At 41.6% G+C, this 25,813-nt stretch carries 24 protein-coding genes; 5 read left to right on the top strand and 19 right to left on the bottom strand.

The features are described from left to right. The first annotated feature begins 34 nt into the window (after positions 1–34). From ED605_RS13665 to yidA, 3 genes are read left to right on the top strand one after another with little or no spacing between them, the layout of a single operon-like run. Entirely contained in the window at positions 35–862 is an 828-nt protein-coding gene (locus ED605_RS13665) for a lipoyl protein ligase domain-containing protein (RefSeq protein ID WP_121979446.1), read from the top strand. Positions 863–883: 21 nt separating this feature from the next. Beyond that, complete coding sequence (locus ED605_RS13660; protein WP_121979445.1) at positions 884–2,218, top strand: HD domain-containing protein; 1,335 nt, start codon at positions 884–886, stop codon at positions 2,216–2,218. A 19-nt stretch (positions 2,219–2,237) separates the two neighbouring features. Further along, on the top strand, positions 2,238–3,044 hold the full coding sequence (gene yidA, locus ED605_RS13655) for a sugar-phosphatase (RefSeq protein ID WP_121979444.1): 807 nt from the start codon (positions 2,238–2,240) through the stop codon (positions 3,042–3,044). Positions 3,045–3,141: 97 nt separating this feature from the next. Here yidA and ED605_RS13650 read toward each other — a convergent pair whose 3' ends face one another. From ED605_RS13650 to trpS, 18 genes are all read right to left on the bottom strand, one after another. Then, positions 3,142–3,513 (bottom strand): DUF3899 domain-containing protein, encoded by a 372-nt coding sequence (locus ED605_RS13650; RefSeq protein ID WP_121979443.1) that lies wholly within the window; start codon positions 3,511–3,513, stop codon positions 3,142–3,144. Further along, complete coding sequence (locus ED605_RS13645) at positions 3,513–4,493, bottom strand: ribose-phosphate diphosphokinase (RefSeq protein WP_121979442.1); 981 nt, start codon at positions 4,491–4,493, stop codon at positions 3,513–3,515. Before ED605_RS13645 ends, ED605_RS13650 begins: the two co-directional genes overlap by 1 nt. Positions 4,494–4,554: 61 nt before the next feature. After that, a complete protein-coding gene (glmU, locus tag ED605_RS13640; protein ID WP_121979441.1) occupies positions 4,555–5,931 on the bottom strand; it encodes a bifunctional UDP-N-acetylglucosamine diphosphorylase/glucosamine-1-phosphate N-acetyltransferase GlmU in 1,377 nt (458 codons plus the stop codon). A 25-nt stretch (positions 5,932–5,956) separates the two neighbouring features. Next, positions 5,957–6,742, bottom strand: coding sequence for a pur operon repressor (purR, locus tag ED605_RS13635; protein WP_263852964.1), 786 nt, complete (start codon positions 6,740–6,742; stop codon positions 5,957–5,959). A gap of 142 nt (positions 6,743–6,884) precedes the next feature. Continuing rightward, on the bottom strand, positions 6,885–7,688 hold the full coding sequence (locus ED605_RS13630) for a metal ABC transporter permease (protein ID WP_121979439.1): 804 nt from the start codon (positions 7,686–7,688) through the stop codon (positions 6,885–6,887). Then, positions 7,681–8,364 (bottom strand): metal ABC transporter ATP-binding protein, encoded by a 684-nt coding sequence (locus ED605_RS13625; RefSeq protein WP_225419161.1) that lies wholly within the window; start codon positions 8,362–8,364, stop codon positions 7,681–7,683. Before ED605_RS13625 ends, ED605_RS13630 begins: the two co-directional genes overlap by 8 nt. 174 nt (positions 8,365–8,538) lie before the next feature. Beyond that, a complete protein-coding gene (ispE, locus tag ED605_RS13620) occupies positions 8,539–9,408 on the bottom strand; it encodes a 4-(cytidine 5'-diphospho)-2-C-methyl-D-erythritol kinase (RefSeq protein WP_191981387.1) in 870 nt (289 codons plus the stop codon). A gap of 232 nt (positions 9,409–9,640) precedes the next feature. Continuing rightward, positions 9,641–9,889 carry a Veg family protein gene (locus tag ED605_RS13615; protein ID WP_121979436.1) on the bottom strand — a complete coding sequence of 83 codons (249 nt, stop codon included), beginning with the start codon at positions 9,887–9,889 and terminating at the stop codon, positions 9,641–9,643. A gap of 124 nt (positions 9,890–10,013) precedes the next feature. Next, positions 10,014–10,904, bottom strand: a complete 891-nt coding sequence (gene rsmA / locus ED605_RS13610) for a 16S rRNA (adenine(1518)-N(6)/adenine(1519)-N(6))-dimethyltransferase RsmA (protein WP_121979435.1) — start codon at positions 10,902–10,904, stop codon at positions 10,014–10,016. A 1-nt stretch (position 10,905) separates the two neighbouring features. Continuing rightward, positions 10,906–11,466 (bottom strand): ribonuclease M5, encoded by a 561-nt coding sequence (rnmV, locus tag ED605_RS13605; protein WP_121979434.1) that lies wholly within the window; start codon positions 11,464–11,466, stop codon positions 10,906–10,908. Next, a complete protein-coding gene (locus ED605_RS13600; protein ID WP_121979433.1) occupies positions 11,453–12,238 on the bottom strand; it encodes a TatD family hydrolase in 786 nt (261 codons plus the stop codon). Before ED605_RS13600 ends, rnmV begins: the two co-directional genes overlap by 14 nt. 99 nt (positions 12,239–12,337) lie before the next feature. Next, positions 12,338–14,365, bottom strand: a complete 2,028-nt coding sequence (metG, locus tag ED605_RS13595; RefSeq protein ID WP_121979432.1) for a methionine--tRNA ligase — start codon at positions 14,363–14,365, stop codon at positions 12,338–12,340. A gap of 107 nt (positions 14,366–14,472) precedes the next feature. Continuing rightward, positions 14,473–15,321, bottom strand: a complete 849-nt coding sequence (locus tag ED605_RS13590) for a DUF72 domain-containing protein (protein WP_121979431.1) — start codon at positions 15,319–15,321, stop codon at positions 14,473–14,475. 37 nt (positions 15,322–15,358) lie between these two features. Further along, positions 15,359–16,075 (bottom strand): NAD-dependent protein deacylase, encoded by a 717-nt coding sequence (locus tag ED605_RS13585; RefSeq protein WP_121979430.1) that lies wholly within the window; start codon positions 16,073–16,075, stop codon positions 15,359–15,361. A 20-nt stretch (positions 16,076–16,095) separates the two neighbouring features. After that, positions 16,096–17,067 (bottom strand): IpaB/EvcA family protein, encoded by a 972-nt coding sequence (locus ED605_RS13580; RefSeq protein ID WP_121979429.1) that lies wholly within the window; start codon positions 17,065–17,067, stop codon positions 16,096–16,098. 9 nt (positions 17,068–17,076) lie between these two features. Then, positions 17,077–18,327, bottom strand: coding sequence for a hydroxymethylglutaryl-CoA reductase, degradative (locus ED605_RS13575; RefSeq protein ID WP_121979428.1), 1,251 nt, complete (start codon positions 18,325–18,327; stop codon positions 17,077–17,079). Positions 18,328–18,423: 96 nt separating this feature from the next. Further along, positions 18,424–19,353 (bottom strand): Ppx/GppA family phosphatase, encoded by a 930-nt coding sequence (locus ED605_RS13570; RefSeq protein WP_162919818.1) that lies wholly within the window; start codon positions 19,351–19,353, stop codon positions 18,424–18,426. 23 nt (positions 19,354–19,376) lie between these two features. Further along, entirely contained in the window at positions 19,377–20,393 is a 1,017-nt protein-coding gene (trpS, locus tag ED605_RS13565; RefSeq protein ID WP_121979426.1) for a tryptophan--tRNA ligase, read from the bottom strand. Between the two features lie 555 nt (positions 20,394–20,948). Here trpS and helD point away from each other — a divergent pair. Both helD and ED605_RS13555 read left to right on the top strand, forming a co-directional pair. Further along, positions 20,949–23,267, top strand: coding sequence for an RNA polymerase recycling motor HelD (gene helD / locus ED605_RS13560; RefSeq protein WP_121979425.1), 2,319 nt, complete (start codon positions 20,949–20,951; stop codon positions 23,265–23,267). 168 nt (positions 23,268–23,435) lie between these two features. After that, a complete protein-coding gene (locus tag ED605_RS13555; RefSeq protein ID WP_121979424.1) occupies positions 23,436–24,413 on the top strand; it encodes a polyprenyl synthetase family protein in 978 nt (325 codons plus the stop codon). 112 nt (positions 24,414–24,525) lie between these two features. Here ED605_RS13555 and ED605_RS13550 read toward each other — a convergent pair whose 3' ends face one another. Next, complete coding sequence (locus tag ED605_RS13550; RefSeq protein ID WP_121979423.1) at positions 24,526–25,809, bottom strand: NAD(P)H-dependent oxidoreductase; 1,284 nt, start codon at positions 25,807–25,809, stop codon at positions 24,526–24,528. Positions 25,810–25,813 lie beyond the last annotated feature (4 nt).

The raw sequence follows: 25,813 nt of genomic DNA, 5'->3' as shown, positions 1-25,813 counted from the left end.
AATGAGTTGTGTGTTAGCAGAATGGAGGGAAAATATGCCTTTTACCGATACGCCGATAACGGTCATCAAACGACGCTATTCGCCAGTGAACAAGTTGATTTCGTTTGCGGATACAAACGCGCTGTTGGATTATTGTGATCAATTTCAACGACCATTTGTTCATTTCTGGACGACGGATCAGCCCACCTTAATTTTAGGGATTAACGATCGTCATTTACCTAAATTATCAGCGGGGCTCAACAGCCTGACACATCACCAATATGATTATTTTTTACGAAATTCCGGCGGCCTGGCTGTTATCAGTGATCCGGGAGTCTTAAATATTTCACTATTTATTCCGGATGGCCCACAGAAATTAACCGTTGACAATGCATACGAAGTGATTGCCAATTTAATCAAGCAAACATTTCCGACACTTCAAATTGCGACTTATGAAATCACTAATTCCTACTGTCCCGGAAAATATGATCTGAGTGTGAATGGCCAAAAGATTGCCGGAATTGCCCAGCGCCGAACCAATCATGCCGTTGTCCTCATGCTGTACTTAAGCGTTACCGGTGATCAGGATGCCAGAAGCAGTGTGGTGGCTGACTTTTACCGTGCAGGCGATGCGTACTCACAAAGCCAATGGACTTTCCCGCATGTGGACAAAACAACAATGACCACAATTGAGGCCCTCGGTTTGCCAACAATTAATTCTCAAACCGTCACCCAAAACTTTTTAACCAGTATCAGCCGGCAGCAAATCCCGTTGGATCTCGATGGTGATCGCCAGCTTCTGAGTTCCGAAACCTTTTTAAATTTACAAAAGAAACATTTAAGAAAAATTCAGCTGAGAAATCAACAGCTTCCCAGCCATTAACTTTTCCATGGAGGGTTATTTTTGGATTACGCTCATCAACAATTAAAACGGGAAAAAGTTTTTCGTGATCCCGTTCATAATTACGTTTACGTCAAATATCAAGTCATTTTAGATTTAATTAATTCAACTGAATTTCAGCGTCTCAGACGAGTTCATCAGCTTGGTACAACTTCATTAATCTTTCACGGCGCCGAACATTCACGATTTTCACATTCTTTGGGTGTCTATGAAATTGCCAGACGAATTATTGAATCCTTCGAAAAAAACTTTCTTTCCACACAGCCGGGTGATGGCTTATGGAATCCAAGCGAAGATTTGGTTGTGTTATGTGCCGCCCTACTTCATGATATTGGGCATGGTGCCTACTCTCATACCTTTGAGCATATTTTTGGAACGAATCACGAAAAAATTACCCAAGCAATTATCACATCTGATTCAACTGAAATCAACCACATCCTGACACGTGTCAGTCCAGACTTCCCCCGTCAGGTAGCCAGTGTGATTAACAAGACTTATCCAAACAAACAAGTTGTCGAAATGATTTCCAGTCAACTGGATGCCGATCGGATGGATTATCTGTTACGAGACGCATACAATACCGGCGTTAAATATGGCACTTTTGACCTTTCCAGAATCTTGGAAGTCATGCGGCCCTATCGAGACGGGATTTGTTTTGAAATGAGTGGCATGCACGCTGTTGAAGATTACATCGTCAGTCGATTTCAAATGTACCAGCAGGTTTACTTTCATCCCGTATCGCGGGCAATGGAGGTCGTTTTGAACCGGTTATTAAGACGGGCGCGGGTAATTTTCGCTGAAACCACCCAAAATGGGCCAACAACGCCATACTTACTATTACCTTTCCTAAAAGGTGAATTCAACTTGGATGATTACCTGCAGCTGGACGATGGCGTTTTAAACACCTATTTCATTCACTGGAAACGTTATCCAGACGATATTTTGAGTAATTTGGCAACTCGATTCATTGATCGTAAACCCTTAAAATCTGTTAAATATGACCAAACAACTGAATCACTGTTACCACGGTTACGTAAAATCATCGAACAATCCGGATTTAATCCTGATTATTATACGGCTACCGATAACAGCTTTGATTTACCTTATGACGCTTATCGCCCTGGTAAAAAGCAGATTGAATTAATGCAGGACGATGGCAGCTTAGTCGATCTTTCAACGGTCAGTCCACTTGTGGCAGCCATTTCGGACCGTCAAACTGGCGATAATCGTTTCTTCTTCCCCCGCGAGGTCCTTCAGCCCGCTAAAAACGTTGATCTCTTTGAACCAGAGTATGAAGAATTCAAGGGTCACATTCACAACGGTAAACTAATTAACTAATGTTTAAAGGAGAATTTTTATGGACATTAAAATCATCGCAATCGACATTGACGGCACGCTGCTAAACGAAAAAAATCGTCTGGCTCAGCCAACCATTGATGCGATTACCGCTGCCCGACAAAAAGGAATCAAAGTTATCCTTTGCACGGGCCGACCTTTGAGTGGTGTTAAGCCTTATTTAGACGCGTTAAGCATCAACGGTTCAAATGAATACGCGATTACCTTTAATGGCGCAATGTCTCAAAATCTGAGTGGAAAGGTCATTACTCATCAAACACTAACCCGCAATGATTTTTTAGAGACTGAGATGCTTGCCAGAAAACTTGGCGTCCATTACCAATTTGAGACGATGGATGCGATTTACGTTTTTAATCGGGATCTAAGTCCTTACAGCATTGGCGAAAGTTACCTGGTACGTCTACCGATTAAATTCAGAACACCGGAAGAAATTCAAACCGACCTAGTCATTTCAAAAGCCATGTTTGTTGATTTTCCAAAGCTGATCACTCAGGCAAACAATCAGATCCCACAAGAACTGCGCGATAAACTGTACATTGTTCAAAGTGAGCCGTTTTTTATTGAGCTAATGAACCAAAACGCCAGTAAAGGAACCGCGCTTCAAGCATTAACCACCGACTTAGGCTTTTCTTCTGAGAATGTAATGGCTATTGGTGATCAGGGAAACGACTTGACGATGATCAAGTATGCCGGCTTCGGAGTTGCGATGGGGAATGCGATTGACGACGTCAAACAGGCCGCTTCTTTCGTAACAAAGCCCAACTCAGAAGATGGGGTGGCTTACGCGATTAAAAAATGGCTACTTTAAAAATAGCTAACAGGATTTAGCAAAAGCCCAACGACCAGTGTGATAAGCAATTTGATGCCAATCACCGGCCGTTGGGCTTTCTTCTTTGATTTTTTATTTACGATACAATGCTTGTTAAGACAATCCCCAACACAACTAAAAAGCCACCAACCCTTAAACAAAAACGGGCATGCCGATTCACTTTAATCGGTTGATTTTTAATTGAGGCGACATCTTTGGCTGCTGGGTGCTTAGGCATATTTTCATTTTCCAAATCCGTTTTCTTCTTTGAAAAAAACCGCCAACCAGTAAATAAATGCCCTGATCCAACAATGAAAATAGAAGCCAGTACTAGTAAAAAGAGACCAATCAAAAAGTCAAAGTTACCGATGACCATCATTGATAAACCACTTAAAATTGTCGTGACGTTCAAGAGAGTTACCAGAATAATCCCTGCTGAAGCCGGTCGCTGCTTTAACCAATCAATCATTAATCATTATCACCACGAAACCGGTTATTAAACAATGGACTAACCGGTTTATTTTCATTAATCCGCTTAATTGCATCACCAATTAATGGGCCTACCGAAACCTGTTGAATCTTGTCAATCCGTTTTTCAGCTGGCAACTGAATGGTATCCGTGACCACTAATTGTTTGATTGGTGACTGCTTAATCCGCTCAATTGCCGGCCCTGATAAAACAGGATGGGTACAACAAGCGTAAACTTCCTTTGCGCCGGCATCCATCAATGCCTGGGCACCCAAGGTAATCGTTCCGGCTGTATCAATCATATCGTCAATCATTAAGCACCGTTTACCGGCCACGTCACCGATAATATTCATAATTTCAGCAACGTTGGCTCTTGGCCGACGCTTATCAATAATGGCAATCGGTGACTTTAAAAATTCAGCCAAGGCTCTCGCTCGCGAAACACCACCATGATCTGGAGAGACAACAACATCGTCACTGCCAAAGCCCTCTTTGATAAAATGATCAGCTAACAAAGGTGCTCCCATTAAGTGATCGACTGGAATATCAAAGAAGCCCTGAATCTGGGCTGCGTGTAAATCAAGCGTGACAACCCGATCAACACCGTCCTTTTGAATCATATTTGCGACCAGCTTAGCGGTGATTGGCTCACGTGAGCGCGCTTTACGATCCTGACGAGCATAACCATAATAAGGAATTACGACGTTAATCGTGCCGGCACTAGCTCGCCTCAATGCATCTACCATAATAAGTAATTCCATCAAATTGTCATTAACCGGCGCAGAAGTGGATTGAATGATAAAAATATTGTCACCACGAATACTTTCCTCGATGTTAATTCGAATTTCGCCATCACTAAAACGATCAACAGACGTTTTTCCAAGTGGCACGCCCACCGTTTTCGCAATTTTTTCTGCCAAAGGGCGGTTAGAATTCAACGCGAAGATTTTTAATTTAGAATCAAAATATTGCCGAGCCATATGATCCTCCATTCCATTTTTCTAACTTAATTATACAATGTTTCAAGTGGAAAAATCAGGTTTAATCCTTTTGATACGGTAATTTTTTAAAATAACCCGGCTTATTGGTCTGACGAGACCTGGCAATTGCCATATCGTATCGGTTTATTGGCCGGTTAATGGTCGATCCTGCGGCGATAAAGGAATGATCAGCAATCTCAAGTGGCGCAATTAGATTGGCGTTGCTGCCAATAAAGGAATCATCACCAACCGTCGTCTCATGCTTTCTGGCACCGTCGTAATTAACAAAGATTACACCGCAACCAACGTTGATATTCTTACCCAACTTAGCATTTCCAACGTAAGTGAGATGGCCAACCTTGGTTCCTTCACCGATGGAAGCCTTTTTAACTTCGACAAAGTTGCCAAGGTGAACGTGTTTACCAATCAGTGCCCCCGGTCGAAGGTGACTGTTAGGACCAATATCAGAATGGGCCGACATCTCTGAACTTTCAATCAGAGAAGAGGTCACGGTGACATGATCATGAATAACGGAATCTCGAATTTCAGAACCGGCTCCGATATAACAATCATTGCCAATCGTCGTTGTGCCCTTTAATTGCACACCGGGCTCGATCACGGTATCAGCCCCGATTTTGACCCCAACATCAATGTAAGCCCGTTCCGGATCAATCATTGAAACACCAGCCTGCATGTGCTGGCGATTGATTCTGGCTTGCATAATTTTAGTAGCTCGAGCCAACGCAATCCGGTCATTAACCCCCATTGACTCATCAAAATTTGCCATCCGGTAAGCTGCAATCGTTTCGCCTTCTGACTTAAGCACTTCAATGACATCGGTTAAGTAGTACTCGCCTTGCGCATTATGATTATTAATTTTGTGAAGTGCTTCAAATAACGCTTGATTATCAAACACGTAAACCCCAGTGTTGATCTCATGAATGGCCTGTTCTTCAGTCGTTGCATCCTTTTGTTCAACAATTTTTTCAACAATTCCCAAATCATTACGAACAATTCGACCGTAACTCGTTGGATCCGGTGCCATTGATGTTAGAATTGTTGCTTTGGCTTTTTTATTTTGATGATAGGTAAACAAATTTTCAAAAGTTTGGGCCGTCAATAAGGGTGTATCACCACTTACCACCATCGTCATCCCGTCCAGTTTACCCAGTAATGATTCAGCCTGCAAAACCGCATGACCCGTACCAAGTTGCTTTTCTTGAACCGCATACTCAGTTCGATTGCCAAGATTATCACGGACCGCATCGGCACCAAATCCAACCACCGTAATAATGTGGTCCATATGGGCTTTTTCAACTTGAGTTAAAACATGATCAACCATTGTTTTACCGCACAATCGATGAAGGACCTTGTAAAGTTTGGACTTCATTCGTGTCCCTTTACCAGCTGCCAAAATGATCGTATTTTTTGTTGCCATTCTAACTTCTCCTCAGTAAATTTATCTAATTAAAAATCTTTTCAAGGTAGTTACCTGCCTGGGAAACCACCGTATTATTTTCAGCATCTACTCGCATTAGTGACGTGTAGTCACCAACTGTTCGACCTGCCGGCGCAGTGCTTTCAGCCACAACGCCAACCCCAATTAAATGGGCATCAAATTCTTCAACCATTGAGATCATCCCACCAATGGTGCCACCACCACGCATGTAATCATCAACAATTAAAACGTTTGAATCCGGTTTTAAACTTCGTTTTGAAAGGGACATTTTTTCAATTCGGGTTGATGACCCGGAAACATAATTGACATTAACCGTTGAGCCTTCGGTGATTTCAGTATCATGACGAACAATTACGAAGGGAACATTTAGAAAGTTAGCAACGCTTTGTGCAATTGGCACACCCTTCGTCGCAATTGTCATCACTGCATCAACGTCTTGATTTAAATATTGGGTCGCAAAGATCCGGCCAATTTGCCGCAACGTTGCTGGATTCCCCAATAAATCGGACATGTAGACGTAACCGCCTGGCAAATAGCGTTTATCGGAAGACATTTCATCAATTAAGCCACCAACAACTTGTTGAGCCTCTTCTTTCAAAATATAAGGCAAAAATCGGGTACCACCGGCAGCTCCGGGAATGGTTTCCAAAAGACCGGTTCCCCGGGCTTGGAAAGTTCGTTTTAAAATCGTTAAATCTTCGCTGATTGACGATTTCGCTGAATCATACCGGTCCGCAAAAAAGGTTAAAGGAACTAACGTATGCGGTCGTTCTAACAAGTATCTGGTCATATCAATCAGTCTGTCACTTCTTCGTACTTTCAAATTCTCCCACCTCTAGTTTATGTAATATCTATTTGATTTTATCATAAATGTTCGGGTTTAGGGAAGTTTGACAAAATTATCATCAATTTCTTAGTAATTTTATCAAGAATTACCCACTGTGACTCTGTAAATGACGATAGGCCAGTGAAAACGCATAGATTCCCGCTTCAATTGAAGAAATAAAAAAGGTCACCGGCCAATTTGTGATATAGCCAAGATATAGTCCCAACCAAACGCCTATTAGGGCAAAACCGACACTTAATGACATCATCTTCAAAACCGAGTGGGCAAAGTACTTAGCGCTGGCAGCCGGCAACGTTAGCAAAACAAAAATCAAAAGCGAGCCAACAATTTGGGCGGCAACACTGACACTGAATGCTAATAAAACTAAAAAGATTACCGAGATCAAAGCACTATGCACGTGATTAGTCTGAGCGCCCACCGGGTCAAAAGAATCAGCTTTTAAATTTCTAAAAATCAAAAACAGGATGAGTAAAACCACTACTGATAAGCCGACCATTTGATAAACGTCCTGCCGACTGATGCCAATAACACTACCAAACAAAATATTGGTTGCATAACTCGAATTTTTATTAGAGAGCGACAAGAATAAAATTCCCAGCCCGATAAAGAAACCTGAGATCGCACTAATCACCGCTTCACGCCGTGATTCAACTTTACCGCTAAGCTCGCCAACCAAAATTGAACTAATCGTCGTAAATGCCAACATCCCGTTTAGTGGTGTCCAACCGGCAAAAATGCCAAACGCTGCTCCAGAAAAACCAATTTCTGAAAGTGTATGGGTCATAAATGGCATATTTCGGGCTGTCACAAAGATCCCCATCATCCCGCTCACAATGGCAATCAAGGTCCCGGCAAGATAGGCATTCTGCATAAACTCAAAACTAAACATGCAATTCCCCCCTTGAGTCGGTTTGTAACTGCGATGTCAATCCAGTCTGGTAGCCATCCCGCCGAAGCCACAAAAACCGTTTAGGATAGTTCCGCACTACCTGCATATCATGAGAGACAAATAAAATTGTCAAACCCAATTTCTGATTCAACTGTTTGACAACATCCAGCAACTCTTTTTTGGTGTTTGGATCCAAACTGGCAGTTGATTCATCTAAGATCAATAGATCCGGATGCTTTAACAATGCCTGACCTAAATAAGCCTTTTGCTTTTCTCCGCCGGAAGCCAGCCCAAGCGGTCGATTGGCAATCTCTGTTAACCCAATGTGTGCCATTACTTCATCAACTCTGGTGTGCTCTTTTCTCGAGAGCCACGGCCACTTAATACCGGTATAACTCAGAGAAATAAAATCTTTAATAGATAACGGGTATTCTACGTCAATATTTCGAAATTGTGGCACATAGCCAATTTTTAGACCACTTTTCAACACAATCTCACCGGATGACGGCCGCAATTGTTTCAGAATCAATCGAACCAGCGTGGTCTTGCCAACCCCATTTTCGCCAATGATGCCTATAAAATCGCCGCGCTTAACATCAAAACTTAAATTAGAAAGGACTTGATGATTTGGAAAACTTAACGATAAATTTCTAACTGAAATGAGTGTCTCATTCAAACAACTTTCCCTCCACCTAAAAAAGTAAGTATTACTGTTATAGTTTAAAATACAATGATGCATTTCACAACGTCTTTGCCTCTATCCCCCTACCTAAAATAATGGTCAGATTAGCATAAAAAATGAACTGCTTTCTCAAAACAACTTTTAAAAGCAGTTCGTTTTAACCCATTTTTAATTAATACTCGGCTTCTCAGAAGTCACCTGAGTTAGATAAACTTCATGGCAAAAACCTGAAAGACTGTTGTACACTCGTTTAGCCCTGGATTCAGTTCGACAGACGCCAAAAACTGTTGGCCCACTGCCACTCATTTGAGAAGTGTCGCACCCATATTTTATTAATCGTTCTTTAAGCGTTAAAATTTGAGGATGCTCTGCAATTGTAATGGTCTCCAATGCATTGCCCATATTCGAAATAATTTCTTGATAATTACGGTTGGTAATTGCGGCAAGCAATGCCTCCGTTCTTGGGTGTTGCACAGCCGTTGTTGACAGTTTCTTTAAAATCCGTGGTGTTGAGACACTAGCGTGGGGTTTCGCCAGCACAAACCACATTTTAGGCAGTTTTGGTAAGGGCGTAATCACATCACCCCGTCCGCTAACCAACGCAGTATCACCGTAAATGCAGTAGGGAACATCAGAATCTACCCGAAGTCCCATTTTTGCAAGTGCAACTAACGGTAAGTTAACTTGAAAGAGGTCATTTAAAGCTCGAAAAACAGCTGCGGCATCCGAAGAGCCACCCCCTAAGCCGGCCGCTACCGGAATATTCTTTTCGATGGTAATCTTCAACCCCGTTTTAATTTGCGTTTCTTCAAGAAAAATTTGGGCAGCTTTGTAAGCCAGGTTTCGATTATCTTGTGGTAAAAAGCCACTATCTGAAAAAATCTCAATTAAGTTAGTCATGGTCGTTTCTACTTGAACGTAATCACTTAAACCAATTGAAATCATGATCATTCGCCACTCAATCGTTCCATCTGAATGAATGCGTGGCGTGTCCAAACTTAAATTTAGTTTTGCCGGCGCCCGTGTCATAATTTTCAACGGCGACACCTCTTTTCACACACTTATTTATTCTCCACCTAAACAATGACTGCCCAATCGGTCGACCATCGGATTAGGATTAATTAACAAAATTATACTAAATTATCCGGCACTTGTCAGTGAACAATCAGTAAGTGTGGTTAAAAGCTGTCACAATTAAAGTTTATTTAGGCCAGAAAAAAAGGCCAGGCACAATTCAAATTGCGCTCGCCCCTAGACATAGGTAAACATATTAATCGACTTGTTCATCATCAAAATTCACTGCGATATTCTTCGTTAAAATGTCAGTATAACTATACGATACCCTTTCAAAACTGGATTTTCCCGGATCCAATTCAACAATGAAAACGGCAGGGAATGTTTCCCTCAAAACGCCATGCCGCTTGGTTGTCTTGCGACGGCCAATTTGAGAAGTTACAAGAACATGCTGACCAATATGATCATCTAATCTGTGTTTAATCACAGATAAAGTAATTGGCATGTTACCACCTCATATTAAGTAATGATACCACTAATGTGAAAAAAATTCAAATTATATCACAAAATACCTTATCTGGCAACAAAAAGTTTAACATTTTACTCATTCAACCCAGCTCCTACTCAAATCAATTAAGCAGCCCAACTTTGTGAAATGCATTAGCCAAAGAGACAAATTGTTGCACTGCCAACTGCTCCGGACGATCGGTTGGGTCGATTGCCAAATCCGCTAATATTGATTTAATGTGCGCCTTTGCAGGCGGCTCTTTCCCAAAGATTCCTAACAAGTTATTCCATAATGTCTTTCGCTGATGCATAAAGCATCCCCTGACAAAACCAACAAACCGCTTATGATTAAATGGTTGCTCATCACCAGATGACTTCTGGGATAACCTAACAATTGCCGAGTCAACTTTGGGTTGGGGAATGAAAGCCGTTTTTGGCACAATAAACGAGATTTCAACTTCATTCTGTTGCTGAACGATCACGGAAAGAGAGCCATACGCTTTGGTCCCCGGAACAGCATTTAATCGATCCGCCACCTCTTTTTGCATCATCACAACAATTGAGTCAAACTTAACCGGATTTGCCAGTAGATCCATTACAATCGGTGTCGTAATATAATACGGCAAGTTGGCAACCACTTTCAATGGCTGATCCGGTGTCAATTTTTGACCAACTATTTCTGGAAGATTGGCCTTTAAAATATCTTGGTTAATAATTTCAATATTATCATAAGGCGCTAGTGTCTCCGCTAAAACCGGCAGTAAATTCTGATCAATTTCAAATGCCAGTACTTGGTTGGCAACCTTAGCCAACTGTTCCGTTAATCCACCAATCCCGGGACCAATTTCAATCACGTTATCATTTTTAGTTAAGTTGGCAGTTTCAACAATTTTTTTAAGAATATTGAGGTCTACTAGAAAATTCTGGCCCAAACTCTTTTTAGCCGATAACCGGTAGCGGTTTAAAATTGCCTGAGTCCTTGCCGGCGAAGCAATTTCTGGATAATCATTCATTTTATTTCTCACCTTTGTCTATCTCTTCAACGGCATGCTTAAACTGATCGGCGGTAATGCCAAACATTCGCAATCGATGTTGCAATTGTTTCCCATTAACGTAGCCGATGCCGAGTAATTCACCAAGTTTTTCTCGGCGCTTTCGAGCGTCTGGGCTCCCCATTAACCGGTATTTCATGAGCAACTCACGAGAAATTAATTCTTCGGCTTGTTCATCTTCTGTATAAACTCGGCTAAGTGCTTCTCGAATGGCCTCAGGGCTGGCATGTTCAACTCCTAAAGAGCCTTCTGACCGTTTAGGAATTCCCTGAGACTTGGTAATAAAAGCATGCTTCGCGTTTGGTACCTCAGCCGCAATTGTTTTTCGAATTTTTTCACCCGAAAAATCAGGATCCGTGAAAACAATAATCCCGCGCGTTTTGGCCACCTTCTTTATCAGTGCCAATGTTTCGTCTGGAATCGCGGATCCACGGGTTTCAATTGTATCAGCGTCAACGGCCCTTAAAACTCGCTTTGTGTCATCTTTTCCTTCGACGACAATAACTTCTTTAATTTTCTTCATTTTTATCAAGTCCAAATAATTTCAATGCATTTCGATAAGTATTCTCAGCAATCATGTCCGGATTCACATCGCAGAAGCGAGCAATCGCTTCAACGGTATATAGACTATAAGCCGGCTCGTTTTGTTTGCCTCTGAGCGGCTCAGGGGCTAAATACGGCGCATCAGTTTCTACCAACATTCGGTCAAATGGCGTCTGTCTAACAGCATCATGAACTTCGTGAGTCTTTTTAAAGCTCGCCACACCACTATAGGAAACCATCATGCCTAAATCCAAGAATTTCTTTAGCCACTCAGCATCGCCATTAAAACTGTGCATGACGCCACCGATTTCCTTCACATTCGATTCTTTTAAAATGGCGTAGGTGTCTTCAAATGCTTCACGATTATGAACTGAAATCGGTAAATGAAGTGTTTTGGCAATTTCAATCTGTTCTCTAAAGACTCGCTTTTGAACAGCACGCGGCGACGTGGTTTGATAATAATCCAACCCAATTTCGCCTAAGGCCACAACTTTAGGCTGTTGAAGCTGCTCGATTAACAATTGTCTTTGGGCCTCATGAAAGTGAATTGAATCTTCAGGATGCCAGCCAATAATTGAATACATCCCATCATACTTTGCACTTAACGCCAATGAACGATCGTTAAGGAGTTGATTAGACCCAACATTAGCCAGCTTAACGACCCCAAGTTGACGTGCGTGAGTGGCATATTTTTCAGCTTGAGGGTAAAGATGATCATCGTTTAAATGTGTGTGTGAATCAAAAATTTTCATTTAAAAATTCCCTTTATTTAATTTATTAATGTTATGAAAGAAAAACGGGCCGCTTTTCTTATCAAATGAAAAGATGAGAAAATTGGTCCATTTTATGAGTTATTCCAAAGTTAAACCATTTTCAAGATGTGAATCAACCGTTACAAGTTCAACGTTACCATCATCGTGTTCAACCGACAGTAACATGCCTTGGCTAATTTGTCCACGCATCTTACGCGGCTTTAAATTAGAAACGATAATGACTTTCTTACCAATCAACTTTTGGTAATCAGGATACCATTTAGCAATCCCGGAAAGAATTTGTCGATCACCATCGTCGCCTGCATCCAAACGGAATTGCAGTAATTTATCGGCACCCTCAACTTTTTTAACATCAAGGATTTCAGCCACTTTCAATTCGATCTTTTCAAACGCCTCAAACCGAACTTCCTTTTTGGTAAGTTTCAAATTGGTTTCTTCAGGATCAAATTGTTTTTCAGCTGCAGCTTTCATTGCCGAACGACCCTTCGCTTTAGTATTAGTGGTCATCTTAGTCTTAATAAAGTTGACTTCCTCATCGACATCAACTCGTGGAAAAATTGGGGTTCCTTTGGCCACAGTTTTAGCGCCAGCCGGCAAATCGGCAATGTCAAGATTCTTAAGGTCAATGGGTTCATCCAAACCAAGCTGATGAAAAATTTCTTTTGGTGCGTGAGTCATAATCGGACTAATCAACTCAGCAATTACCCGCAAGCTAGCTGCTAAATGCGCCATTACCGAAGCCAACTGCTCCTGGTCTTCATCACGTTTAGCTAAAACCCAAGGTTCTGTCTGATCAATGTATTTATTAGATTGTGAAACCAGTTTCCAAATTTCAGCCAGTGCATCAGAGAAGTGCAGCTCCTCCATCCACTTCTTGAAGTTGGCAATCGTCTGTTTGGAAACCGCCTCCAACTCTTTATCAAAGTCGGTAACCCCAGGTTTAAAGGCTGGAATGACCCCGTTCTCATACTTGTTAATCATTGAAACTGTTCGATTCAGCAGATTGCCCAAGTCATTTGCTAAATCAAAGTTTACCCGGTCAACAAAGTCTTCAGGTGTAAAAATACCATCATTGGCATACGGCATTGCCCGCAATAGATAATAACGCAGTGCGTCCAGTCCATAGCGATCCATCAAGGTTTCCGGGTAAATCACATTTCCCTTTGACTTGGACATCTTGCCATCTTTCATCAATAACCAGCCATGTCCATAGACTGTCTTGGGCAATGGCAACCCCAGTGCATGCAAAATAATCGGCCAATAAATGGTGTGGAATCGGACAATCTCCTTTCCAACCATTTGGACATCGGCTGGCCAATATTTTTTGAAACCACTGTCATCCTGACCATCATACCCTAATGCGGTAATATAGTTGGATAACGCATCAATCCAAACATAGACCACGTGCTTAGGATCTGATTTAACAGGCACCCCCCAGTGGAAAGTCGTTCTCGAAACCGCTAAATCTTCCAGTCCGGGATCGATAAAGTTCTTAATCATTTCATTCATTCGGCTGGCCGGTTGAATAAAGTCCGGATGCTCTTGGTAGTAGTTCCGCAACCAATCAGCGTACTTACTCATCTTAAAAAAGTAAGACTGTTCATGAACCAATTGAACTTCATGTCCACTGGGTGCCTTACCACCAATTACCTTGCCATTATCATCACGATAAACTTCAGCAAGCTGGCTTTCAGTGAAATATTCTTCATCTGAAACGGAATACCAACCGGTATATTCACCCAAATAAATGTCGCCTTGATCTTGAAGCTGCTGAAAAATTTGGGCAACCGCTTTTTCATGATAATCATCCGTTGTTCGAATAAATTTAGTGTTGGAAATTTCCAATTTCTTCCACAGGGCTTTAATTCCCTTAGCCATTTTATCAACATAAGCTTGAGGAGTCATTCCCAACTTATCGGCTTTTTGTTCAATCTTTAAGCCATGCTCATCAGTCCCCGTCAGGAAAAACACATCGTATCCCATTGCCCGCTTGTAGCGAGCAACGGCATCACAAGCGATTGTTGTATAGGAATTGCCGATATGTAACCTTCCGGAAGGATAATAAATTGGTGTTGTGATATAAAATGTTGGCTTACTTTCTGCCATGAAAGTACCTCTTTTCCAATCGTATTAATCTATGATTCTTTGATAATAATTACCATCAAGTATAGCAAAAAAAGCAAACGGGTGCGAGAGGTGCTAAGAAAAGTTTCTCAAAACAGATCCATTTGAAGAGGCGATAACCCGTCAAAGGAAATTCCCAGTAGCTTTTGCAACTCAAGGGCGTTGTCAGCGGCATCCCGACCAGCATTGTTATTGAAAATAACGCAAACCTCTTTTGTCCGTTTCTGCAGTGACAAAACAACCTCTTTTAATTGCATGAGTTCTTTAGTTGAATAGCGGTAAAGTGTTCGTTTACTTCGCCAATCTCCCGTCGTATCCGTCCATCCCTTAACATTACGACCATGCAACCGCAGCATGCACAGTTGGTCACTGGTGACCACCGGTTCAAATGGTACGCCCATATTAGTTGTATGGGGTTCGTCGACTACCACTAAATCAAAGCCCAACTCTTTCAAGTAACCGGAAACATCATTCAGAATGCCCTGACCATACCATGAGGGATTCCGAAATTCAACCGAAACCGGATAGCCGGCCATTAACCGGCTGATCCGACGTAAATATTCGATGGTTTCTACTCTACGGGAAAAATAAGGTGGAAATTGAAATAGGATGGTTTTTAACTGCCCCGCCTTCATTAAAGGCGTCACCGTCCGTTTATAGTCCTTAAAAATGGCTAAACGCTCTTCAGTACTTACCGGATCACCACTTCCCTGATCGTGCATCGTCATCACCCGGTTAGCTTTTAAAATAAACTGAAAATTATCCGACACTTGCTGTTGCCAATGTTGAATCACTGTCACTTTAGGAACTGCATAAAACGGCGTATCTAATTCAACAACTGGAAAATGAGCACTGTATTCCGATAAACGAACCTTTCGCTTGGCATGCCCGATGAGTGCCGGATGCTCCGAAAAAGTGGTTAACCCAATTGTAATCATCACGTCTCACCTCACTTTAAATGCACCAACGCAACCCTTAAGCGTTGACCTTTAAATCATCAAAGAAGTCAACCGCATTTTCTTTAATCATCGTGAATGGAAATGAAAATGATAGTTGTTCTTCATTAACGGCCAAAACAGTTGCGTGATTAGTTCGGTAATCAATCAGGCCGGCAAAGGGATAAACCCGCATGGAGGTGCCGACGATGACAATTAAATCGGCTTCTGAAACCGCCTTAATACTTTGAGAAATTGCACTGGGATTCAAGCCCTCACCATAAAGGACAATATCAGGTCGGAGAATCCCCCCGCAATTTCGATGATACATGCTCTTTAAATATTCTCGATAGTCCACTTTTTTCCGACATTTTTGGCAGTAAACATTGTAAAGGTTCCCGTGAAACTCCACTAAGTGCTTAGTCCCAGCTTTTCGATATAAGCTGTCAATATTTTGCGTCACAACCACTGCATCCCGCTTTTGCGTGAAAGCAGCCTGCTTTTCATGAATGACATTCGGCTTGGCATCCGGATAATACATATTCGACTTCTCATATTGATAAAAGACTTTGGGTTCATCGCGCAAACAGTCAGCGCTTAAATAATATTCAGCCGGTTTATCAGACTTATCATTAGTGTATAAGCCATTTTTAGAACGATAATCTGGGATTCCAGATGCGGTTGAAACACCCGCTCCTGTCAGAAAAACGATTTTTTTCGCATTATCAAATAAGTCTTGAATTTTTTGATCAATCATTTTGCATCCCCCTTAATTAACTACTCACGTTCAATATAAGGCATTTTTAAGCTATCGAACAGTTCTTTGACTGTTTTATCGTAAATTTTTTTGAAAAATTCCGGATTATCCTGGTCACCCTTTGGATTAGCCAAAACAAACGCATTTTGATCATCAACCCGATTAAAACCAACGTAAGCTCGCGTATTGCTGTGAATCTCAATTAATTCCGAATGGAAAACTTCGAATAATTGACGAACTTGAAGATTTAGTTGCCGTTTAGATAGGACGCTGGTTAACGTCGTAAATTCAGTATTGTGAAGGGGCGGCAATTCCCACTGCTTTAACTGCTCATCAAAAGCTTTAAACAATTTGACAACGTTTCGTCGCAAACCAAAGGGTGAATCGGTCGGTTTTTCGGTGATCACTTGATACAACTTTTCAGCGGCCGCTAATGAAATCGGAAAGTCCTGTTTTAATTTCCCAACAACTTGATCAAAATGATCGCCATAAAACACCATGGCATCCAGTAATGTCATTAAGCGCAAAGTCATTTGATCATCAAGTGGATTCGGTTCGGGTTTAATGGTTGCATAAATTCCCTTCAAGTACATCTCTTCAACGTCATCGTCAATCAAGCCGTGTTTTCGCTGTTCGGAAACCACCACAAAATGAGAAACGATATCATATAATTCAGTCCCCATCATTTTGAGTTGATCATCCAGTTGGGAATTGCCGGTGGTCAATGAAAAGAAGACTTGGGGGAACCCTCTTAAGACCATTAGCAAATGCAGCAATTCATGCGATGCCGTGTAGTTTGGCGCACTTAGATCTGCAATTTGGATAATCACGTTTTTACCATCCTGCACCACCTGTGACTGATCATGACGAACATACCCTGCCTGAAGCTTCCCCAGAAAAGTGACGGTCACCGTTCCCGGAAAATAATGGTTCACCGCGTCAATCAAGCTGTGCACCTGATCGTTTAAGTCAAAATTAATTTCATTATCCATGCTTTTATCCTACTTTCGTAATTCGTTCAAAATTTTTGCGACAGTTGTTGAATTCGGGTGATCAATTTTTCTGAGTCGTTTAACAACCATCGGTAATTCGGCTTCGGTTGCCCCGTTGGCCATTGCCAATGATCTCATTTGTAAACTCATATGGCCCTTCTGAATTCCCTCAGTCACCAGCGCCTTAAGGGCCGCCAAATTTTGTGCAAGCCCAATTCCGGCGGCTACTTGCATCAATTCACTAACATGATTAATCCCAATGATTTTTTTATTAACCATTGCCATCGACAAAACGCTGGTCGCACCGCCAACCACCCCAATTGGTAACGGCAACGTCATCTGTCCAACCAAGAATTCTCCTTTTAGCTGCCAAGTGCTCAGGCCCCGATATTGACCATCCTTGACTGCAAAAGCATGCACGGCACTTTCGACGGCTCGCCAGTCATTACCGGTTGCCATAACCACCGCATCAACCCCGTTCATGATTCCTTTATTATGAGTAACCGCTCGATAAGGATCAATTTGCGCTACTTGAGAAGCATCCGAAATTCGTTGGGCCACTTCCTGACCGGCCATTTTGGCACGCGAAAGGCGCGATACCGGCACTTTCCCGACTACCTGAACCAGGCTTTGATCAGCCGCATTTGACAGAATGGCCATTGTGACTTGACACCCAAGTGATCGAAATTCATCGGCAAGGGCTTCAAGCATGGTATTAATCAAATTGGCCCCCATTGCTTCGCCAGGATCAACTAACAAATCAACGGACCAAAAATGGGCGTTCAATGATCGCAGTGTCAGCGATTTCGCACCGCCACCGTGTTTTAGGATTTGGGGATGACTTTGATCGGCAATTTTTAGAAGTTTCACCTGTTGATTAACGATCAGCCGCTGCAACTTTTGAACATTTGAAACGTCTTTTAGGATCACTTGACCGCCCAAAAGTCGTTGATCAACCTTGCCCAGGATGCCCTCACCGCTCGCTAATAGCTGACTCCCATTATTAGCAGCCGCAATCACGGAAGGTTCTTCCGTAACCAATGGCACAACATAGGATTGGCCATTAATCTTTAAGTTGGTGACAACTCCTTCAGGTAATGGATAATCCGCCAAATAATTTTCGATTAAATGATCGAAAATCTCCCGGTTATCCGTTTTTAAATCAGCAAGCTGTTCAGGCGTTAACCCGGCAAACGTTGCGACTAGTTTTAAACGTTCCTGATATGATTTTTGATAAAAGTGGGCCCAGTGAGATGCCATTTAATCACTCCAACTCTTCTTAGCAACAAAAAGCTGGACAGGAATTTTCCCGATGCCAGCCCGTTCATCATATTTCCATCAACCAGTCCAGTGTCGTCAACTACGGCGATTCTTTTCAACAAATTCAGTGATAATTCCCTCACGAACACCACTTTCGGAAAAGAGGACCTTTCGCGTATCGACTTTATCCATCAAAACCATTAGTGGTAATAACCCACCAACGATAATATCGGCCCGATCACGTTCTAATCCTTGAATCTGCCGTCGATGTCTGACATCCCCTCTTAAGAGTGCCAAATAGGTCCGACAAACTTGGTCATAACTCAGGTGATAGCCATGAATCGAATCCACCCGTTTCATCCCTTGTCGCGTTCGATTGATACGGGCTAACGTCCGATTGGCCCCACCAAGCAGCACCAACGGTTCTCGTTGTGAATGTTTTAACCATTTAATTTTCGAATATCGTTTTTGAATATGAAACTGGGCATTAAAAAGATTGGCTCCCGAAATAACATCATTTAAGTGAAACCTTTCGGAAATATTGACAGCGCCAATCGGGATGCTGGTCAAATGTTTACCCTGGCCACCAACTACCCTAATTAACTCACAACTGGCACCGCCAATATCCAAAATCAAACAATTTTGAATTCCCAAGCGATTAATCACGCCCAAATAATCATAATAAGCTTCTTGAACACCCGAAAGGACCCGGATGGTAATACCAATTCGCTTTTTCACTGCCTGTAAAAAGGCCGCTTGATTTTTAGCTTGCCTAACTGCAGCGGTTGCAATGCCAATGACGTAATCCGCCCGGTATTGACGATAAATCACCTTAAAATCTGCCAAGGCTTGAATCGTCCTTTCCATTGCTGATACCTGGAGTACCTTGGCTTTGCCCATTCCTTCCGACAGCCGGCTGTCATTTTTAACCCGCTTAATTTCACGATAGCTGCCATCACTTAAAATCTGATTAATCGCCATTCGAACCGAATTAGAGCCAATATCCAAAATTACAAGGTTTTGCATCCCTGCCATCCTTTCCGGCAGTGCTAGCCAAAGTAATTGATTCCAATAGCATCACGAACTTCCTTCAAGGTTTGATTGGCAACCGTATTTGCATATTCGCTGCCCTTTTTTAAAATATCATAAACGCCGGCAATATCTTCTTCGTATTGATTTCGACGTTCACGAATCGGCTTTAATTCAGCTTGAAGCACGTCATTTAAATAACGCTTGATTTTAACATCACCAAGGCCGCCGTGTTGGTATTGGGCTTTCAAGTCCGCAACTTTTTGCTTATCCGGATCAAAAATGTCCAAGTAGGTAAAGACCGTGTTGCCCTCAACTCGTCCAGGTTCTTCAACATGAATGTGATTTGGATCCGTATACATCGACATCACTTTTTTATAAATGGTATCCTCATCATCCGATAAGTAAATTGCATTTCCAAGTGACTTACTCATTTTGGCATTTCCGTCTAAGCCAGGGATCCGCCCCATTCCTTTTGGTGGAAAGTAGCCTTCCGGTTCAACCAAAATATCCTGTTGGTAGATCGAATTAAATGACCGCACAATTTCACGAGTTTGTTCAAGCATGGGTTCCTGATCATCACCGACAGGAACGGTCGTTGCTTTAAAAGCAGTAATATCAGCTGCCTGACTAATCGGATACATTTCAAAACCTACCGGCACACTCTGACCAAAATGCTTTTGCTTGATTTCATTTTTAACCGTTGGGTTCCGGTTTAACCTCGCCACCGTAACCAGATTTGAATAATGCTGTGTTAACTCCGGTAGCGCAGGAATCTGAGACTGAACTAAGATGGTCGCTTTCTTAGGATCAATGCCAACAGCTAAATAATCCAGTGCCACTTGAATTAAGCTATGACGAATTTTCTCAGGATCCCGTGCATTATCGGTCAAAGCTTGCATATCCGCAATCATGATAAAGGTTTCATAATTACCCGAGTTTTGTAATTCAACCCGATTTTTTAAAGAACCGACGTAGTGTCCAATGTGCAACTTGCCCGTTGGCCGATCTCCCGTTAAAATAACTTTTTTTGCCATGAGACAACGTTCCTTTCAATTTTCGATAATTGATGACCGATCCATTATTTTCCGAAAAAGCGTCCTATTGATTGACCAATAGGACGCTAAAACGTGGTACCACCTAAATTGTAACTAGCTGTAAGTGTAGTTACCTCTCTAAGCGATAAGGGGGCCACCCTTTCATAAAAACCAATTCGTACCGCCATGGCCACTTTCAGCAAATGTAGCCTCTCTTTTTGCGGCGGTTCTACTCATCATTAATAACATATTAATTTTACTGATAAATCCCACAAATGTCAAAGGGTCCCTTGCCATAGCTCCCTAAGTCATAGCCGATCATCATGACCTCAAATAAAAGCTGTGCGCTTTCAATTGACAGAATGCAAAAATCAAACTAAAATTGTGCAAGCATTAAGATAAAAAAGTCTCAAGAATTGACAACTCATGACCAAATTTTCATCAAAAACCAACTCATTAACATCTATAAATTAAAGATAAGTGTCATGAGTGAATTATCCTTTATTGCAAGTTAAATTTGATGACCGGACAGTAAGTAGACTGGAGGAACCCTTTTTGGAAAGTAAAGAACAGAAAAAAGAACAGCAGCGGGTTGACAAGGTTATCGATAAAATCAGTGCTAAGATTACCAGCACGGAAAACGAATACAACCGTGCCCACACCGAAACCAAGAAGGTTCAGCAGACTTATTCCGATAATACTTCTGTCAACTATTTTGAAGTTGATGATCGAATTGAAACCAGTGCCGAACTCCAGCAACAACGTGGTTTGGTTTCTCGGCTAACTGAAAACGAAACAATTTTAAAACATCAACTTTCAACTCTGAAAGATTTGCAAAAATCACCTTATTTCGGCCGAATCGATATCAAAGATGATGATCAGGCTGAGACCGAAAAATTATATATTGGGATTGCCTCTTTCGAGAATGACGATGGTGAATTTTTAGTCTATGATTGGCGGGCACCCATTTCAAGTATTTACTATAACGGCACGTTAGGCAAAGTCAGCTATGAGACACCGATGGGCCAGCAACAAACCACCCTGACCAAAAAACGTCAATTTCAAATTGTTGACGGTCAAATTCGAAACATGTTTGATACAAACGAAACGGTTGGCGATGAGATGCTTCAAAGTGCTCTAGGCGCCCAAAATGATGACTATATGCAAAACATCGTTGCCACCATCCAGCATGAACAAAACGATATCATTCGTGACACTAAAAGCAACTTACTCGTTGTTCAAGGTGTTGCTGGATCAGGAAAAACTTCAGCTATTTTACAACGAATTGCTTTTTTACTTTATCACAGTCGCGATACATTAGAGGCTGATCAGATTATTCTTTTCTCACCCAATAAGCTTTTTAGCCACTACATTTCAGAAGTTTTACCAAGCTTGGGTGAACGCAATATGCGACAAGTCACTTTTGACGAATTTATTGACAACCGTTTGAAAGGGTTAAATGTTCAAAGTTTGTTTGATCGTTATGAATCCGATGGCCATCTCACTCCCCAGCAAAAAAAGATCCGTGAGTTCAAAGAATCCGCTGCCTTTATGGCCAACGTTGAAAACTATTGTCAATCATTAACCGCTGATCGAATTCAATTTAGTGACATTATTTTTAACGAAAATGTTTTCTTCAGCAAGCAGGAAATTCAGCAAATCTTTGCCTCGTTTCCGACAGCAATGGCCGTACCGGATCGCTTTTTAAAAACCAAAAATACCCTGATCAAGCGATTAAAGCATCGAATCTTAACAGAAACCAAGGCTAACTGGGTTAACGAAGAAATCGACCAGTTAAGTGAAGAAAAATATCATGATTTACTAGGTACTAAGCGACTTCGAGATTTCCAGAACGAAGACGACGAACGCTTCTATATTGCTAAAAAGATTGTGACCGCACGGCTTCAGGTTGTTTATGATGCAATCTTCAATAATAATTTCTTTGACCCCTATGTCCAATACGTTGATTTTCTGACCCGTGTTCCGCTACCAAATGAAATTGATTCAACTCAGTGGCACCGCACCATTTCCGAATTCAACCAAGAAATTGAATTTCATTCAATCAAACTTGATGATTGTGCGCCATTACTGTATATGCGGGATTATATTTGTCAAAGTGGCCAAAATAATACGATGAAATATTTGTTTGTCGACGAAATGCAAGATTATTCGGTCGCTCAATTAAAATATTTAAAGTACGCGTTCCCACAAACCAAGTGGACATTGTTAGGTGATAGCGAACAGGCATTGTTTAAAGACGTTGAACAGCCAAAAGAAATTTTGAACAAATTAAACCAGGCATTTCACGTTCGTCACTCACGCCTTATTAATTTAATGCGTTCCTACCGATCAACCTATCCCATTACCACATTTGCCAAATCGATCCTGCCAAATGGCGATGATATTGAAGCCTTTAACCGGGATGGCGATATTCCGGAACTAATTGTGACGCCGGATATGTCAGAAGCAACTGATCAGTTACTTAAGACTATTTCAAATCAACGCCAGACGTATGCAACCATTGCAGTTTTAACCAAAGATATGGCTGAGGCTAAAACGGTCTACCAGTTAATTCACAGCCAAACTGGGGCAAAGCTGCTTAAGGATGCTGATCGAACGCTGCCAAAGGGAATTTTGGTCTTACCGATTTACCTGGCCAAGGGGCTTGAATTTGACGCGGTGATTGCTTGGGACACATCAATTACAAACTATCCCGACAGCTCTCTGCTAGGGACCCTTTATACGATTATCACCCGGGCAATGCATCATTTAACACTGATTAGTATTGGCAATGTGACGCCACTTATCACCGACGAGTCACTTACCAACCGCCAAGTCAAAATTGAACGAACCCTAAAAAACAAAAAGGTCTAAATTCACGGTTCTAAAATAAGCTGTTTTACCTCAACCCGCAATCCTTAATCAGGAATTGCGGGTTATTTTTTTAATATTTCAATTATTGCCAATGATTGACAATTACCCAAGTAATTTGTATCTTAGATAAGGTAATTAAAATTTTCTTAAGACTTGAGGTTATATCCTATGGTTCATCGAATTTGGCACCAATTTCCACGCATTCAGTTAAAATTAATTCAACTTGAACCGTACCTTTTAAAGGCGGTTTCATTGTCGAATCAACCCGTTCATTCAAAAATTTTGGCTTTACTAAAATCTGGGGGAAAATTGCTACGACCAGGGTTTTTCTACATATATTCAGAATTTGGAGAACCGACACCAAGTAACCAATTACGTGCCGGTGCTGCAGCGATTGAATTGCTTCACGTCGCCACACTCATCCACGATGATGTAATTGACCAATCACCTCTTCGCCGGGGCGTTCAGACAATTCAAACTCAATATGGGCAAAAAAATGCCATATATGCAGGAGACTATTTATTTACCTGTTATTTCGATCAGGTTTTAAAATCAACCCACGATACAGCTGATCTAAAACGGCATATCAATGCAATGCAAACCATTCTCAACGGTGAGTTGGATCAAATGACCTTTAACTATCGACAAGACATGTCCCAAAGCGACTACTTTCACGAAATCACGGGTAAGACTGCCGAACTCTTCAAATTAAGCTTCGAACAAGCCGCAATCTTAACTCATGCATCCCCAAAAATCGTCAAGCTGGGTGAAAAAATTGGTCTTGCAGTTGGCCAGGCTTATCAAATCCAGGATGATATTTTGGACTATCAAGGTCATTCTGACCAGACCAAAAAGCCGGTTTTAGAAGATCTTAGGTCTGGGGTCTACACATTGCCGTTAATTATGGCAATTCAAACGGCTGGCCAGCAACTAGCGCCTCTTTTGGCCAAACGACAACAATTAACCGATGACGATATCCATCAAATTCAAAAAATTGTCATTGATTCTGGCGGCTTAAAACAAGCCCACAATATTGCGCATGAGTTGACCCAAAAATCCTTAGCACTGATTGACCAGCTTACTGATCAAAAAGCCAAAAACGACTTACGCAAATTAACTAAAATGCTTCTGCAAAGAAATCAATAACGATGAAAATTCCGCAAAACCAATGTTTTTGAAGCATTGATTTTACGGAATTTTTTAAGTCTGAATCATTAACAGCCAACTAAATCATTAGCTGATTTCATAATCAAATAATTTAATTTTCTGATGCACCAGTCGTCGCATCACTACTGGTTTCAGTGCTAGTGGACGCCGTTGGTTCTTCCTTTTCTGAAGCCCCAGTATTGGCATCTGCAGAGTCATCAGTTTGATCATCCTTAGCTGATGCGCCAGTGTTTGCGTCAGCCTTGGCATTGGGATCAACCGTTAACTTTTGGCCCGTTTTCTTTAGATACCATTTAACAATCGGCATAATGTCTGCCACAAATTCATTGATTCCGACATACTTGCCCTTCTCATCGTGCATCGCTTTATAATAATGCACAATATACTTATCGGGACCATTTCCAGGAACCGGCATTTTAACCAAATCGGTTTGGCCAGTTCGCAATGCGTGAATCACGTGCTTAACGCCTTTAATTGCCCGTTTGGGATGGACGAGTGCCAATGGGTCACCGACTTGGCCGGGACGCCTTGGTGCCAGCATTTTCTTAGTCTCGGTCATTTTATTATAATAAATAAACTGATTGTTACTATCAGCGTACGTCAACTCAATTGGCATTGAATTCAGAAAATAATTAAGCTGGTCAACCGTTAATAACCCCCGATCCAATTTAACATAAGTCGACCCATCAACCGCCTTAACTTTCTCTGCCGCCTTCTCAACCCAATCATCGGCTGCCATATCAACACCCTCAACTGTCGTCGAAATTTTTCCGGTAGCATTTAAATCTTCACTGTCGGAAGCATCACTGCCGCCCTTAGGTTTCTGATTCATTGTATTAATGACTTCGACAAATTTCAGAAACTTTTGAAGTGTTGTTTGAAGAAAGGCAACCGTTTTCTCGTCCTTTAAATTACCATTATCGTCAAATGCTTCCTTTACGTTAGCCAAAAGAAATTCATTTCCTGGAAAGACAATTGCATTAACGCCCGGGGCTTCCAAAATTTGTCGCAAATTCAACTGAGCTCTTGATGACCCTTGTTCATAATAAGAAGCACCAACGATCATCACTGGTTTGCCTGAAAATGGATGAACTTTAAATGATAACCATTCAATCACGCTTTTTAGGGCTGCCGTAATAGTATGATTGTGCTCAGGCGTTGCAATAATGACGCCATCGGCACCCGCAATTTTACGATTCAAATACTGAATGGCGCCGCTGTTTGTTTGATCGTTATCCTGATCAAACATCGGGATATCATCAATGCTTAGAATTTCAATATCAATTAACTGGCTAAAATGGTTCGCAATAAATTGAAGTAACATTTTATTATAGGACTTATCTTCCACCGTGCCGGCAATTCCTACTAATTTCATATGA

It is taken from the genome of Lentilactobacillus raoultii, from assembly GCF_900411375.1.
GTDB classification, from domain to species: Bacteria; Bacillota; Bacilli; order Lactobacillales; family Lactobacillaceae; genus Lentilactobacillus; species Lentilactobacillus raoultii.
Note: the sequence above shows the minus strand (reverse complement) of the source record. Positions and strands in the feature narration are given on the sequence as shown.

Bases quoted from the DNA above. Each gene is read 5' to 3' on its own strand.
- ED605_RS13665 (WP_121979446.1), top strand. From the start codon at position 35: ATGCCTTTTACCGATACGCCGATAACGGTCATCAAACGACGCTATTCG.
- yidA (WP_121979444.1), top strand. From the start codon at position 2,238: ATGGACATTAAAATCATCGCAATCGACATTGACGGCACGCTGCTAAAC.
- ED605_RS13650 (WP_121979443.1), bottom strand. From the start codon at position 3,513: ATGATTGATTGGTTAAAGCAGCGACCGGCTTCAGCAGGGATTATTCTG.
- ED605_RS13645 (WP_121979442.1), bottom strand. From the start codon at position 4,493: ATGGCTCGGCAATATTTTGATTCTAAATTAAAAATCTTCGCGTTGAAT.
- glmU (WP_121979441.1), bottom strand. From the start codon at position 5,931: ATGGCAACAAAAAATACGATCATTTTGGCAGCTGGTAAAGGGACACGA.
- purR (WP_263852964.1), bottom strand. From the start codon at position 6,742: ATGACCAGATACTTGTTAGAACGACCGCATACGTTAGTTCCTTTAACC.
- ED605_RS13630 (WP_121979439.1), bottom strand. From the start codon at position 7,688: ATGTTTAGTTTTGAGTTTATGCAGAATGCCTATCTTGCCGGGACCTTG.
- ED605_RS13615 (WP_121979436.1), bottom strand. From the start codon at position 9,889: ATGCCAATTACTTTATCTGTGATTAAACACAGATTAGATGATCATATT.
- rsmA (WP_121979435.1), bottom strand. From the start codon at position 10,904: ATGAATGATTATCCAGAAATTGCTTCGCCGGCAAGGACTCAGGCAATT.
- rnmV (WP_121979434.1), bottom strand. From the start codon at position 11,466: ATGAAGAAAATTAAAGAAGTTATTGTCGTCGAAGGAAAAGATGACACA.
- ED605_RS13600 (WP_121979433.1), bottom strand. From the start codon at position 12,238: ATGAAAATTTTTGATTCACACACACATTTAAACGATGATCATCTTTAC.
- metG (WP_121979432.1), bottom strand. From the start codon at position 14,365: ATGGCAGAAAGTAAGCCAACATTTTATATCACAACACCAATTTATTAT.
- ED605_RS13590 (WP_121979431.1), bottom strand. From the start codon at position 15,321: ATGATTACAATTGGGTTAACCACTTTTTCGGAGCATCCGGCACTCATC.
- ED605_RS13585 (WP_121979430.1), bottom strand. From the start codon at position 16,075: ATGATTGATCAAAAAATTCAAGACTTATTTGATAATGCGAAAAAAATC.
- ED605_RS13580 (WP_121979429.1), bottom strand. From the start codon at position 17,067: ATGGATAATGAAATTAATTTTGACTTAAACGATCAGGTGCACAGCTTG.
- ED605_RS13575 (WP_121979428.1), bottom strand. From the start codon at position 18,327: ATGGCATCTCACTGGGCCCACTTTTATCAAAAATCATATCAGGAACGT.
- ED605_RS13570 (WP_162919818.1), bottom strand. From the start codon at position 19,353: ATGCAAAACCTTGTAATTTTGGATATTGGCTCTAATTCGGTTCGAATG.
- trpS (WP_121979426.1), bottom strand. From the start codon at position 20,393: ATGGCAAAAAAAGTTATTTTAACGGGAGATCGGCCAACGGGCAAGTTG.
- ED605_RS13555 (WP_121979424.1), top strand. From the start codon at position 23,436: ATGGTTCATCGAATTTGGCACCAATTTCCACGCATTCAGTTAAAATTA.
- ED605_RS13550 (WP_121979423.1), bottom strand. From the start codon at position 25,809: ATGAAATTAGTAGGAATTGCCGGCACGGTGGAAGATAAGTCCTATAAT.